The 12778-nt window shown below is 72.5% G+C and carries 10 protein-coding genes; 7 read left to right on the top strand and 3 right to left on the bottom strand.

Annotation, left to right across the window (positions count from 1 at the left end):
* Position 1: 1 nt before the first annotated feature.
* Positions 2 to 3094: a BTAD domain-containing putative transcriptional regulator gene (locus ACH34Q_RS19360; RefSeq protein WP_395984362.1), complete on the bottom strand. Its 3093-nt coding sequence runs from the start codon at positions 3092 to 3094 to the stop codon at positions 2 to 4.
* A 176-nt stretch (positions 3095 to 3270) separates the two neighbouring features.
* Between ACH34Q_RS19360 and ACH34Q_RS19365 the strand changes: the two genes are divergently transcribed.
* Positions 3271 to 4263, top strand: a complete 993-nt coding sequence (locus tag ACH34Q_RS19365) for a GlxA family transcriptional regulator (RefSeq protein WP_395984363.1) — start codon at positions 3271 to 3273, stop codon at positions 4261 to 4263.
* 29 nt (positions 4264 to 4292) lie between these two features.
* A complete protein-coding gene (locus ACH34Q_RS19370; protein ID WP_395984364.1) occupies positions 4293 to 4916 on the top strand; it encodes an isochorismatase family protein in 624 nt (207 codons plus the stop codon).
* Positions 4917 to 5025: 109 nt separating this feature from the next.
* On the opposite strand, the gene ACH34Q_RS19375 is transcribed toward ACH34Q_RS19370, so the two are convergent.
* Positions 5026 to 5652 carry a TetR/AcrR family transcriptional regulator gene (locus ACH34Q_RS19375; RefSeq protein ID WP_395984365.1) on the bottom strand — a complete coding sequence of 209 codons (627 nt, stop codon included), beginning with the start codon at positions 5650 to 5652 and terminating at the stop codon, positions 5026 to 5028.
* A gap of 302 nt (positions 5653 to 5954) precedes the next feature.
* Here ACH34Q_RS19375 and ACH34Q_RS19380 point away from each other — a divergent pair, with 302 nt between their 5' ends.
* From ACH34Q_RS19380 to ACH34Q_RS19400, 5 genes are read left to right on the top strand one after another with little or no spacing between them, the layout of a single operon-like run.
* Positions 5955 to 7466: an ABC transporter substrate-binding protein gene (locus ACH34Q_RS19380; protein ID WP_395984366.1), complete on the top strand. Its 1512-nt coding sequence runs from the start codon at positions 5955 to 5957 to the stop codon at positions 7464 to 7466.
* A gap of 33 nt (positions 7467 to 7499) precedes the next feature.
* Complete coding sequence (locus ACH34Q_RS19385) at positions 7500 to 8459, top strand: ABC transporter permease (RefSeq protein ID WP_395984367.1); 960 nt, start codon at positions 7500 to 7502, stop codon at positions 8457 to 8459.
* On the top strand, positions 8456 to 9349 hold the full coding sequence (locus ACH34Q_RS19390; RefSeq protein ID WP_395984368.1) for an ABC transporter permease: 894 nt from the start codon (positions 8456 to 8458) through the stop codon (positions 9347 to 9349). Before ACH34Q_RS19385 ends, ACH34Q_RS19390 begins: the two co-directional genes overlap by 4 nt.
* A complete protein-coding gene (locus ACH34Q_RS19395) occupies positions 9342 to 10376 on the top strand; it encodes an ABC transporter ATP-binding protein (RefSeq protein ID WP_395984369.1) in 1035 nt (344 codons plus the stop codon). Before ACH34Q_RS19390 ends, ACH34Q_RS19395 begins: the two co-directional genes overlap by 8 nt.
* On the top strand, positions 10369 to 11160 hold the full coding sequence (locus ACH34Q_RS19400; protein WP_395984370.1) for an ABC transporter ATP-binding protein: 792 nt from the start codon (positions 10369 to 10371) through the stop codon (positions 11158 to 11160). The genes ACH34Q_RS19395 and ACH34Q_RS19400 overlap by 8 nt, the downstream gene beginning before the upstream one ends.
* A gap of 45 nt (positions 11161 to 11205) precedes the next feature.
* Here ACH34Q_RS19400 and ACH34Q_RS19405 read toward each other — a convergent pair whose 3' ends face one another.
* Positions 11206 to 12777, bottom strand: a complete 1572-nt coding sequence (locus tag ACH34Q_RS19405; RefSeq protein ID WP_395984371.1) for a sulfatase — start codon at positions 12775 to 12777, stop codon at positions 11206 to 11208.
* Position 12778 lies beyond the last annotated feature (1 nt).

Below are 12778 nucleotides of genomic sequence, written 5' to 3' on the forward strand. Positions count from 1 at the left end.
GCTAGGCGTCCAGTCCCTGCTCGATGAGGACGAGCGCGGCCTGGCGGTCCTGGGTCCGGCCGCGCTCGTACGCGGTACGGAAACCGGCGTCGCCGAGGACTTCCCGGACGTCGCCGGTCACTCGCGCGATGTCCGGGTCGGCGGCGGCGGCCCCGCCTCGCAGCGCGTGGGCCGCTCCGAGCAACTCCGCCGCGGTCTGCGCTTCCGCGCGGGACGCGAGCCAGGCCGCCGTCACTCCGGCGTCGGCGGCGATGGCCATGTCGGGCATCGCCACGGCCGCGGCGAACGAGCCGGACGCCAGGCGCCGGGCGGCCTCGCGGTCGTCGCGGGCCAGGGCGAGCCGCGCGGCCGAACCGCCGATCACCGCGTCGAACAGGCGTGCCGGGTACGGCAGCGACGCGGTCAGATCGCGGGCCTCGCCCTGGTGCCGTTCCGTCCCGTCCAGGTCGCCGCGCCAGCGGGCGAGGTCGCCCAGCGTGGTGTGCGCGAGGACCCGGTACACGCCGGTCACCGCGTGCGGGCCGGATGCGAGCAGGCCGGTCAGGACGCCCTCGGCCTGACCGAAGTCACCCTGGTGGGCCCGTGCCGTCGCCAGCAGAAGGTGCGGCAGACCCTCCCCGGACGTGCCCAGCTCGCGGCGGAGCCGCATCCCTTCCTCCAGCGACGCGACCGCGCCGTCGAGGTCGCCGTTGACGATCTGGGTGTGCGCGAGGAACGTCAGCGACGTCGAGTGTCCCCACCGCTCCCCCGCCTCCCCGAAACCGTCCACGGCCGTCACCAGGTCCCGGCGCCCGGCGTCCCCGTCGCCCCGGTTGCCGTGCAGGAACGCCCGCGTCAGGTGCAGCATCGCCGACGTCCACGGGTCCGGCTGCGGCAGTACGCGGGTGATCGCGTCGAGCCCCGCCTCGTCGTCCCCGCCGAGCAGCGCGAGCGCCGCCGCGCCCACCGCCCCTGCGGGCCCCTCCGGCGGGTTCGGCAGCCCCGCCGCGAGCGCCCGCACCTCGGTGAGCCCGCCGGTCGCGTCGCCGCCCGCCAGCAGGGTGTTGAGCAGGTAGAACCCGATCGCGAACTCCGCCGCCGCCGAGGACACGGCGCCCTTCGTCCGCAGCGCCATCGCCAGCCGGGTCGCGGCCTGGGCGTGGTCGCCCTGGATCGTCCAGTAGAGGCCGAGCGATGCTCCCAGCCGCGTCGCCGGGTCCGCTTCGCCGGAGTCGCAGAAGTGGTGGAGCGCGGCGAGCAGGTTGTCGCGTTCGGTGCCGAGCGCGCGCAGCCAGGGAAGCTGGCCCGCGCTGGGAACGTGCGGCTTGGCGCGCTCGGCGAGGTCCAGGAAGAACGCGGCGTGCGCGTCCTTCGCCTCCTGGTGCTCGCCGCTCTCCTCCAGCCGTTCGCGCGCGTACTCCCGGATCGTCTCCAGCATGCGGAACCGGGCCTCGCCGCCGGCCTCGACGACCTGGAGCAGCGACTTGCCGGCCAGCGATGCCAGCCCGTCCAGCGCCGCCGGACCCGGCAGCCCGCACACCGCGCCGGCCGCTTCCGCCGAGATCACCCCGGGGAACGCCGAGAGCCGGCTCGCGAGCCGGCGTTCGGGTTCGGGCAGCAGCCCCCAGCTCCAGCCGACCACCGCGTCCAGCGTCCGGTGCCGGGGCAGCGCGCCACGGTTGCCGGTGAGCGGGCCGAGCCGGTCGCGCAGCCGCCCGGCGAGCGCCTCGACGGGCAGCACGCTGAGCCTCGCCGCCGCCAGCTCGATCGCCAGCGGCAGCCCGTCCAGCCTGCGGCAGATCTCCGCGACGGCCTCGGCGTTGCCGGCGTCCACGGCGAACCCGGGCCGTACCGCCGCCGCGCGGTCCGCGAACAGCCGCATCGCGGGGCCGTCCAGCCCTGCCCCGGGCAGTGGCAGCGGCGGTACGGGGCACAGCGCTTCGCCGCCGGCCCTGAGCGGCTCGCGGCTCGTGGCCAGGACCTTCAGCCGGGGGCAGCGGCCGAGCAGTTCGGTGGCAAGGTCCGCCGCGGCCTCGATGACGTGCTCGCAGTTGTCCAGGACGAGGAGCGTCTCGTCCCGCAACGCCTCGACCAGCCTGGCGGTCACCGGACCCGTGCCCTGCCCGCGCAGCCCGAGCGCCTCCAGCACCGCGCGCGGAACGTCCTCCGGCTCCGTCACCGGTGCCAGCTCGACCAGCCAGACCCCGCCGGTGACCCGCACGTCGGCCGCGACCGCCTCGGCCAGCCTCGTCTTACCCGCCCCGCCAGGCCCGACGAGCGTGACGAGCCGCCCGCTCGCGAGACACCGCCGGATCCGGTCCTGCTCCTCTTCGCGCGGTACGAAGCTCGTCAGCGGCGCCCGGAGATTGGTCCCGCCGCTTCGGGGCGTGTCCCTCCCGCCTCGCAGCACCGCGAGATGGACGGCCTGGAGCTCGGGCCCGGGATCGGCGCCCAGCTCCTCGGCCAGCAGCCGCTGGTAGTCCGCGTACGCACGCAGCGCCTCGGCCTGCCGCCCGTCCGCGTGCAGCACCCTGACCAGCAGCGTCCGGAGCCGTTCTCGCAGGGGGTGCAGCGCCGTCAGTTCTTCCAGCTCGGCGGCCAGTTCCCCGGGGCCGGCCGGTCCCGCCAGCTCCGCCTCGATCCGGTCCTCGACCGTCGCCAGCCTCAGCTCGGCGAGCCGCCGCCGGATCGCGCCGGGAACGTCCGTCAGCGCGTCGTCCCGCCACAGCGCGAGCGCCTCACGGAACCGCGCCTCCGCGGTCGCGGCGTCCCCCTCGCGCAGCGCCCACCGGCCCTCCCGGGCCAGCCGCTCGAACCGCAGCGCGTCGACCTCGTCTCGGGGAACGTCCAGCATGTAGCCGTCGACGCCCCGCCGTACGGGGATCTCGTCCGCCAGCGCCCGCCGCAGCCGCGACACCAGCGTATGGAGCGCGTTGGCCGGATCACCGGGCGTCTCGTCCGGCCACAGCGTCCGTACGAGCGTTTCCCCCGGCACCTCCCTGCCGGCGTCGAGCGCCAGCCGCGTGAGCAGCACCCGCAGCCGTGCCCCGCCGACCGCGACGGCCCGCCCGCCGCCGGCCGTCACCTCCAGCGCCCCCAAGATCCGCACTCGCATGCCCCCACCCTGCCACCCCGCGCTCCGGGCGGAGCCACGGACGACCATGCCTCGACGGAAGTCATGAGCCGGAGGACGCCCGGCATGGCAGCCCGGCGACCGGACTTCGTGCGCATGTCCGGATGTGACAGGGAATCGTCATTGCGGTCATCGCCGATGGCGGCGAGGATGGGGTCATGGCCATTCCGCACCGTGTCGTCATCGCGGTCTTCCCCGATGTCGATCTCCTCGACGTCACCGGCCCGGCCGAGGTCTTCGCCCTGGCCAACCGGACGATCACGGGCGGGGCCGGGTACGAGGTCCGCCTGGCCGGGCCCCTCGCCGGCGCGGTCCGGACGTCGGCGGGCGTGCGGCTGCTGACCGATCTGTCCTTCGACGAGGTCGGCGGCCAGGTGGACACCCTGCTGGTGCCCGGCGCGGTCGACATCACCGACGAGGGCCCCATCGCCCGCATCGACGAGGACGTCGTGGCGTGGGTGAAGGAGACCGCCACGCACGCCCGGCGGGTGGCGTCGGTGTGCGTGGGCGCGCACGTCCTGGCGGCGGCCGGGCTTCTTGACGGAAAGACGGCGACCACGCATTGGTCGACCGCCGCCCAACTGGCCGCCGACCACCCGGCCGTCACCGTCGACCCGGACCCGATCTTCGTCCGGACCGACCGGGGCCGGTTGTGGACCGGGGCCGGGATCAGCGCCTGCCTGGACCTCGCGCTGGCCCTGGTGGCCGAGGATCAGGGTGAGGACGTCGCCCTGGCGGTGGCCCGGCAGCTGGTGATGTACCTCAGGCGGCAGGGCGGCCAGAGCCAGTTCTCGGTGCCCCTCAGCCTGCCCGCCACGTCACGCCGCGAGCTGGACGAGCTGCGCCTGTGGATCACCGAGCACCTCGACGAGGACCTGTCCACCGAGGTCCTGGCGGCCCGCATGTGCCTGAGCGAACGGCACTTCGCCCGCGTGTTCAAGCAGGAGACCGGCGCCAGCCCGGCCGGCTACGTCGAGGCGACCCGGGTCGAGATGGCCCGGCGCCTGCTGGAGACCACCGACGGCCCACTCGACCAGATCGCCGCCGCCACCGGGCTCGGCTCGGTCGAGACCCTGCACCGGGCGTTCAAGCGGCAGCTCGCCACCACCCCGGCGGCCTACCGCCGCCGCTTCCGCACCCAGACCCCATGACCTTCTCCACCCCTACGAAAGGCACCCCGATGAGCACGAACCAGCCCTCTGCCACCCTGCGCGACGTGGTCGGCCTGGACGGCGCGCCGGCCAAGCTGAGCGACTCCATCCTGATCATGATCGACGTCCAGAACACCTACCGCACCGGCGTCATGGCCCTGGACGGCGCCGAGGAGGCCCTCGCGGCCGCTGCCCGCCTGCTGGAGCGCGCCCGCGACGCGGGTACCCCGGTCGTCCACATCATCCACGACGGCGGCGAGGGCAGCCCCTACGACATCCGCGCCCAGATCGGCGCCATCAGTGACGAGGTCGCCCCCAAGGACGGCGAGGCGGTCGTGGTCAAGAACTTCCCCAACTCCTTCCACCTCACCGAGCTGGAGAAGACCCTCACCGAGCTGGGCGCCGCCCCGGGAAGCGGCAAGGACCTGGTCCTCAGCGGTTTCATGACGCACATGTGCGTCAACTACACCGCTCAGGGCGCGTTCAACCTCGGCTACCGGCCCACCGTCGTCGCCGAGGCGACCGCCACCCGCTCGCTCGCGACCCCGGACGGCACCGTCCTGCCGGCCGCCGCTCTCCAGGCCGCCGCCCTCACCTCGATCACCGATCTGTTCGGCGTCGTCGTCCCCACGGTCGACACCCTCCCCGCCTGAACGAGGCCCAGCGGCGCGGCAGCGTCCAAGCCTGTCCCGGGACCGTCTCCGCGTGCGCGGGGACGGTCCTGGTCGATGATCGCCCGGGGGCTCGTCGGCGCCCGCGCGGTCAGCCCGTTGCGGCGCTCCGCGTGCCCGGGTTGTGGAACACCGTCCGGTACCAGATCGCGGCCAGGGTACGGATCGCCGTCTCGTCGTCCGGCGCCGGTACGTCCTCGTCGCCGCCGCCGACCATCCACACCCAGCAGAACGACTCCAGCGTGGACACCAGGGCGGAGGCCAGCACCTCGGTGTCGAGGCCCGGGTCGTACCCTTCGCTGCGGGCCCTGGCGATGCCGTCGATGATGCTCCGCACCCCCGCGGCACGGTTGCGGCGCCACCTGCGGGTGTAGTCGGGGTCGGTCATCGACATCTGGAAGACGCCGATCATCTCGGGCAGGTACTTGCGGTAGCCGGACCAGTAGGCGCGCACCGCCTCGACGATGTTCTCGTACGGGTCGCCCTTGTGGTGCAGCCGGGCCGTGGTGCCCTGGACCTCGGCGGAGAACTGGTCGAGCAGCGCTTCGAGCAGCTCTTCCTTGTTGTCGTAGTAGTTGTAGAACGATCCGGTCGAGCGCCCCGCGGCCGCCGCGATGTCGGAGATCTTCGTGTTGAAGTAGCCCTTCTCGGCGAACACCTTGCGTGCCGCCTCGAGGAACGCCGCCTCCGTACGCCGGCCCTTCGGAGTGTTAGGCATTTCGCTCGGTCCTCCACTGGGTGGAGCGCGCCGCTCCGGCCCCCACCGCGACACCCGGGAAACGGCCACGGGATGCCGTGGCCGTGATGTCCGCCCATCGTAGTCGGATCCCGCATCCACCTGAAACTGAATATACCATCAGGAATTTTCGGCGGCACCCCGGAGCCAAGGAACGCGCCCCGACCCCTTGCCCGCCGCGAAAAAACTGAGTATAAAATCACTTTCAGGGAATCCTCCGGCCATCGTTGCTGGTCGCACCGGATGGCGCGGGATCTGATCCAGAGAGAATCGGTGGTCGGAGCATGAAGCGACGGATGGCGATCGCGGCCGTGGCGGTCCTCGGGCTGACAGCCGCCTGCGGCACCGGCGAAGGCGGCGGCAAGGCGGACGACGGTGTGCTGAAGGTCGGCGCCGTCTTCGCCCAGACGACCCTGGACCCCGCCCTGCTGCCCCTCAGGCAGATGGCCATGTACACCGCTCCCCTGTACGACTCGCTGACCTTCCTCGCGTCCGACGAGAGCGTGGAACCGCGGCTCGCCACCGCGTGGACGCCGGGCAGCGACGACAAGGGGCCCTACCTCGACATGACCCTGCGCGACGGACTGGCGTTCCCCGACGGCACCGCCTTCACCTCCAAGACGGTGGCGGTCAACGTCAAGCGGTCGCAGACGCTCAAGGGCAGCACCAACGCGCCGCAGCTCGCCGGCGTGACCGTCGAGGAGCGCGGGACCACCAAGGTCAGGTTCCGCGCGGACGGCGGAGTGGGTGCGCTGCCGCGCATCCTCGCCGGCTCGGCCGGGCAGATGATCTCCGACAAGGCGATCGCGGACGGCACCGACCTGACCCGCGCCTCGGCCGGGATCGGCCCGTTCTCGCTCCAGCGCGTCCAGGCCAACCGGGTCGTCTACACGGCCGCCAAGGGCTACTGGGACACGACGGTCGCGGCCGCCGGCACCCTGGAGATCAACTACCTCGCCGACGACGCCAAGCTCAACGCGGTCCGCTCGGGCGACCTGGACATCTCCATCCTGCCGGAAAAGATGATCAAGACGGCGGAGAGCGCCGGCTACAAGATCGAGCGCAGCACGGGCTCGGAGAACTACCTGTTCTCCTTCAACACCGCCATGAAGCCGTTCGACGACATCCGGGTCCGCAAGGCGGTCAACTTCGCCATCGACCGGGACGCGATCTGCACGGGGCTGCTGGACGGCAAGTGCAAGCCCAACGGGCAGTTCTTCGGCGCCGGCACCAAGGCGTACGCGCCGCAGGCGGGCCTCAAGCTGGTCCCCTACGACATCGCCAAGGCCAAGTCGCTGGTGGCGGAGGCCGGCGCCGCCGGGGCGAAGGTCGAGATCGTCACCGTGGCCGGCAACCAGGTCTTCGAGCAGCTCGCCACCATCGTCCAGGAGCAGCTGAAGACGATCGGCCTCGACGCCTCCGTCAGCGCCGTGGCGCCGCCGCAGGTGGTGAGCCGGTTCACGGCGGAGAAGAACGTCGCGATGGCCTTCGGCGCCACCGGGAACGCCTTCGACCCGTCCGACACGCTCAACCGCTACGGCCTGGCCAAAGGCCTGTACAACCCGGGCGGGCTGAAGAACCCTAAGGTCGAGAAGCTGGCCGGGGACGCGCTGCGCGAGACCGACCAGGCCGAGCGGATGAAGATCTACCAGGAGATCTCCGGCGTCATCACCGAGAGCATGATGAACGTGCCGGTGCTGACCCCGGAGACCGCCTACGTCATCGCGCCCGGCGTCTCCGGCTGGAAGGCCCCCTGGGCCCCGTCGTTCCCCTCGTTCCGCGGCGTCAAGGGCTGATCCGGTGCCACCGACCGGCCGGAAGGCGGCGCCATGGGGACGCTGATCGTCACACTGGTGGCCAGGCGCCTGCTCGCGGCCGTCCCGATCCTCGCCGCCGTCACGTTCGCCACCTACGTGATGCTGTTCTCCATCGGCGACCCGGCATCGGTGGTCGCCGGGGAGAGCGCCACCCCCGAGCAGGTGGAACGGGTCAGGAACGAACTTGGCCTGGACAGGCCGATGGTGGCGCAGTACCTGTCCTGGCTCGGCGGCGCGCTGGGCGGCGATCTCGGCGCATCGCTGCACCACCGGGGCTCTGTCACGGACCTGATCCTGGAGAACCTGCCGCCGACGCTGCTGCTGTCACTGCTGGCCATGGTGATCGCCGTGGTGGCCTCGGTGCTGATGGGCTCGGCGATCGGCATCCGGCCGGGCGGTCCGCTGGACCGGGGCCTGCGCGGGGTCGCGGTGCTGGGCATCGCCGTCCCCAACTTCCTGGTCGGGCTCGTGCTCATCCTGGTGTTCGCGGTGTGGCTGCCGTGGTTCCCCTCGGGCGGCTACCGCAGCCCGTCCGAGGTGGGCCTCGGCAACGCCCTGTCGTACCTGCTGCTGCCCGCGCTCGCCCTGGCGCTGTCGCTGATGTGCCAGCAGATGAGGACCTTCCGGGCCTCGCTGGTCAAGGAGTACGGCGCCGCCTACGTGGGCACCGTCCGGATGAAGGGCGTCTCGCAGCGGGGCGTCTTCTTCCGCCATGTCAGCCGCAACGCCTCGGCGCCGCTGGTGACGGTGATCGGCCTGGAGGTCGGTGTGCTGATCACCGGGGCGCTGCTGGTGGAGGTCGTGTTCGCGATCCCGGGCATCGGGACGCTGACGCTGGACGCGGTGCGCGGCCAGGACTTCCCCGTCGTCCAGGCGCTGGTGGCGCTGTTCGCCCTGGTCGTGCTCGGCGCCAACCTGGTGGCCGACCTGGTCGCGTCCTGGCTCAACCCCGAGGCGAGGAGCCGGTCATGAAGGGTGTCGCGGAACGGACCGGGCCGGCGAAGGAGGCCGCACCGGTCGCCACCGGCAAGGCCGGCCGGAAGCGGTGGCCGCGGCGGCTGCCCCGGCTCGGCTGGGGCCGGTGCACGGCGCTGGGCTTCGTCGTCCTGTGCCTCCTCATCACGCTGCTGGTGCCGTTCCTCCCGGTGGCCGACCCCACCCGCCAGGATGTGGGGCGGACGCTCGCCGGTATGTCCGGCGAGAACTGGCTCGGCACCGACCAGCTCGGCCGCGATCTGTTCAGCCGCCTGCTGTGGGGCATCCGTACCTCGATGTTCGCCGCGCTCACCGCGATCGGCGTCGCGGCGGCCATCGGGGTGCCCACCGGGCTGCTCGCCGGGTACCGCAGGGGCTGGATCGACGGGATCACCGGGCGGATCGCCGATGTGATCCTCACCGTGCCCGCCCTGATCCTGCTGCTGACGGTGCAGGCCGCGCTGCGGACCGGGATCCAGGGCCAGATGGTGACGCTCGGGGTGATCTTCGCCCCCCGGATCTACCGGGTGATCAGGGCCGAGACGCTCCGGCTCGCGGTCAGCCCGTTCGTCACCGCCGGCCGCATGTCGGGCTGCTCGCACACCCGGATCGTGTGGCGCTACCTGCTGCCCGGCGTGCGCGACCAGGTGGCCGTGCAGATCAGCTACCTGCTGGGCCTGGCCCTGGTCGTGGAGGCGGGCATCAGCTTCCTCGGCGTCGGGGTCCAGCCGCCCGGCGCGAGCCTCGGCACCCTCCTGACGGGCGCCTCGGCGATGCTCGCGTCCGACCCCCGGGTGGTACTGGTCCCCGCGGGGGTGATCACCGCGCTGATCCTCTGCCTGAACGTGCTCGGCGACGCCGATGACAAGGAGAAGCAGCATGGCTGACCTGGCGGACGCAGGACCCGCGCTCCGCGTCGAGCGCCTGACGGTCGAGCTGGACCGGGAGTACTCCCCCACCCCGCTGGTGACCGATGTGTCCTTCGCGATCCGCCCGGGCGAGATGGTCGGGCTCGTCGGCGAATCCGGGTCGGGCAAGAGCCTGACCGCCTCCGCCGTCGCGGGCCTGCTCCCCCGCGGCGTCCGGCTGGCCGGCGGACGGATCGAGCTGGCCGGGCAGGTGGTGGACGGGGACGGCGTCCCGGCGAAGCGGCGGGACGCCCTCGCGATGGTGTTCCAGAACCCGATGACCAGTCTCAACCCGTCGATGCGGGTGGGCGACCAGGTGGCCGAGGCGCGGCGGCTGCGCCGTCCCGGCATGTCCCGCCGCGAGGGCCGCAGGGAGGCGGTCCGGATCCTGGACGAGGTGGGGATCGACCGGGCGGCGGAACGGGCCCGGCAGTACCCGTTCGAGTTCTCCGGCGGCATGCGCCAGCGCGTCATGATCGCGATCGCGATCGCCGGGGACCCCTCGGTACTGATCGCGGACGAGCCGACGACGGCCCTGGACGTGACGGTGCAGCAGGGGGTGATGGACCTGATCGACCGGCTGCGCCGCGACCTCGGGCTCGCGATCCTGCTGGTCTCCCATGACCTGGCGCTGGTCAGCGAGCGGTGCGACCGGCTGCTGATCATGTACGCGGGGGAACTGGTGGAGACCGGGGACACCGGGGCCGTGCTCGGCGATGCCCTGCACCCCTACGTCAACGCGCTCGCCCGCTGCATCCCGGAACGCGCCATGGAGCTCGGCACCATCCACTCCCTGCCCGGGGCCGTTCCGCAGCCGGGGCAGATCGCGTCCGGATGCCGGTTCCTGCCGCGCTGCTCGTTCGGCATCGACGCCTGTGCAGAGCACCATCCGGCCCTGGACGAGCACGTCCCCGGCAGGGCCGTCCGGTGCCTGCGCGCCGGGGAACCCGCGCTCGCCGCCACACCCGAGGCCCTGGTCCTGACGGAAGGGGACGCCGATGCCTGAGGTACTACTCGAAGTCGAATCGGTCACCAAGACGTTCCGTACCGGAGGCTGGCCGCGCCGCGGCACACCGACCGTCGCCGTCGACAAGGTCGGCCTCACCATCGCCGCCGGGGAGTCCCTGGGGGTCGTCGGGGAGTCGGGGTCGGGCAAGTCCACCCTGGCCGGAGTCATCTGCGGCCTCACCCGCCCGGACTCGGGCCGGGTACGGATCGCCGGACGCGACATCCACGCGCGCCGCCGCTTCGACCCGGAGGTGTGGCGCACCGTTCAGATGGTGTTCCAGGACCCGTACACCTCGCTGAACCCCTACATGACGGTCGAGGAGATCGTGGCCGAGCCGCTGCGGCTGTGGGGGAAGCTGCCGGCCGCGCAGGCCCGCCGGCGGGCCACGGAGATCCTCGATCGGGTGGGGCTCGGCTCCCAGGTGGCGGGACGGCGCCCGTCCAGCCTGTCCGGCGGGCAGCGCCAGCGGGCCTCGATCGCCCGGGCGCTGGCGGTCTCCCCCGAGCTGATGGTGCTCGACGAGTCGGTCTCGGCCCTGGACGTGTCCGTACAGGCGCAGATCCTCCAGCTCCTGCTGGAGCTGAAGCAGGAGGAGGGCCTGGCCTACCTGCTGATCAGCCATGACATCAGCGTGATCCGGCTGGTGTGCGACCGGGTGCTGGTGATGAACAAGGGCGAGGTCGTCGAGGAGTGCACCGCGGCGGGACTCACGCAGGACGCCGCCCAGCACCCGTACACCCGCCGGCTGCTGTCCGCGGTGCCCGAATTGAAGGTGGGCTGAGCGGGAAGCGGGCCGAGGGGCCGGGCGCTGAGCTGCGGTTGAGCCCTAGCCCATGGCCTGGGGGTACAGCCGGAGCTCACGCTCCGGCGGCAGGTGCTCGTAGAGGTCCCGTACCAGCCGGGTCCGCACCTCGGCCGCCGCAGGGTCGGCCCACCGGTTGACCCACTGGTGGGGGTCATCGGCCAGGTGGTACAGCTCTCCCTCGCTGCCGTCATAGACGATCTCCCGCTCCGGGGGACGCATCCCGAAGTTCGCGTACCGGTCGGCCTTCGGGATGCCGTAGTCGCGGTCGGTCGGCTCGTACACCGTGCAGATCCAGCCGTCCTGGACGATGGTCCGCATCCGGTACCCGGTGTCGAGCTGGCTGTCCCACTCCACGATCGCCCGCTCGCGCCCCGACCCTGCGGCCGCCGGAAGCGGCCCGCCTTCCATCCAGTCCGGTACCGGTACGCCCGCGATCGCGCAGAACGTCGGCGCGAGATCGATCTGGCCCACCGGCTCGGGCACCACCGCGGGAGTCACGCCGGCCGAGCGCGCGGGACGCCACACCATCGGAAGGCGCATCAGCGCGTCCACGTGATAGGGCCCCTTGAACAGCAGGCCGAGGTCGCCCTGGAACTCGCCGTGGTCGGTGGTCACGAACACGTCCGTGTCATCGCCCCAGCCGCGTTCCTCGATCTTGGCGAGCACCGTGCCGAACGCCTCGTCCAGCATCTCGTTCTTGGCATGGACCAGCGCGTTGATCTCGCGGATCTGGTCATGGGTGAGGTCGGCGGGGACGAAGTCGGCGGGCGCGGCGTCGACGTTGGGCACCGAGCCGTCGTACCAGGCCAGCCAGTGGTCCGGACGGCCGGCCAGGATCTCCCGGATGCGCTCGTCGGAGCCGGGGTGGCCGGGCGGCAGGCCGAGCTCGCGCCAGTCCACCCTGCCCGCCTCGGAGGCGGGCAGGTCCCAGGGATGGTGCGGGTCGGGGAAGCTCATCCAGCAGAACCAGTGGTCGTCATCGTCGAGGGAGTCGAGCCAGGCCATGGTCCGGTCGGCCACCCAGTCGGTGTGGTAGTGCTCGCGCGCCACCGGATTGGCGGCCACGCCCGGCGCCCCGGTGTCGCCTCCCGGCGCCGCAGAGAAGATCCGCAGGAACCCGTCGGTCTCGTCGGGGTGCTCCTTGCGCAGCCAGTTCGCGTAGTGCGACGCGCCCTGCGGCCCGTGCCCGGCGAACTCGACGTACTCGAAGCCCCGGTACGGCCCGTGCTCGCCCGCGAGCGGGATCCGGTTCTGCTCCCACCGGCCGCCGGGGTCCGCGATCGGCTCGAAGTGCACCTTGCCGATCAGCGCCGTCCGGTACCCGGCGTCCCGCAGCACCCGCGCGACGCTCGGCGCGTCGTCCGGCAGCGGCACCCCGTTGGCGATCGCGCCGTGCGTCCGCGGGTACTGCCCGGTCAGCATGCTGGATCTCGCCGGGGTGCAGACGACGTTCTGGCAGTAGGCCCGCTCGAATCGCACCCCCTCGGCGGCGAGCCCGTCGGTCACCGGAGTCCTCGCCACCGTCCCCCCGTTGCACCCGTACGCGTCGTACCGCTGCTGGTCGGTGGTGATGAACAGAATCCTGCGACCCATA

It is taken from the genome of Actinomadura sp. 9N407 (assembly GCF_044326315.1).
Taxonomy (GTDB): Bacteria; Actinomycetota; Actinomycetes; order Streptosporangiales; family Streptosporangiaceae; genus Spirillospora.

Coding starts and splice junctions, on each gene's coding strand:
- ACH34Q_RS19395 (WP_395984369.1), top strand. CDS start 9,342: ATGGCTGACCTGGCGGACGCAGGACCCGCGCTCCGCGTCGAGCGCCTG.
- ACH34Q_RS19370 (WP_395984364.1), top strand. CDS start 4,293: ATGAGCACGAACCAGCCCTCTGCCACCCTGCGCGACGTGGTCGGCCTG.
- ACH34Q_RS19365 (WP_395984363.1), top strand. CDS start 3,271: ATGGCCATTCCGCACCGTGTCGTCATCGCGGTCTTCCCCGATGTCGAT.
- ACH34Q_RS19380 (WP_395984366.1), top strand. CDS start 5,955: ATGAAGCGACGGATGGCGATCGCGGCCGTGGCGGTCCTCGGGCTGACA.
- ACH34Q_RS19405 (WP_395984371.1), bottom strand. CDS start 12,777: ATGGGTCGCAGGATTCTGTTCATCACCACCGACCAGCAGCGGTACGAC.
- ACH34Q_RS19375 (WP_395984365.1), bottom strand. CDS start 5,652: ATGCCTAACACTCCGAAGGGCCGGCGTACGGAGGCGGCGTTCCTCGAG.
- ACH34Q_RS19385 (WP_395984367.1), top strand. CDS start 7,500: ATGGGGACGCTGATCGTCACACTGGTGGCCAGGCGCCTGCTCGCGGCC.
- ACH34Q_RS19390 (WP_395984368.1), top strand. CDS start 8,456: ATGAAGGGTGTCGCGGAACGGACCGGGCCGGCGAAGGAGGCCGCACCG.
- ACH34Q_RS19360 (WP_395984362.1), bottom strand. CDS start 3,094: ATGCGAGTGCGGATCTTGGGGGCGCTGGAGGTGACGGCCGGCGGCGGG.
- ACH34Q_RS19400 (WP_395984370.1), top strand. CDS start 10,369: ATGCCTGAGGTACTACTCGAAGTCGAATCGGTCACCAAGACGTTCCGT.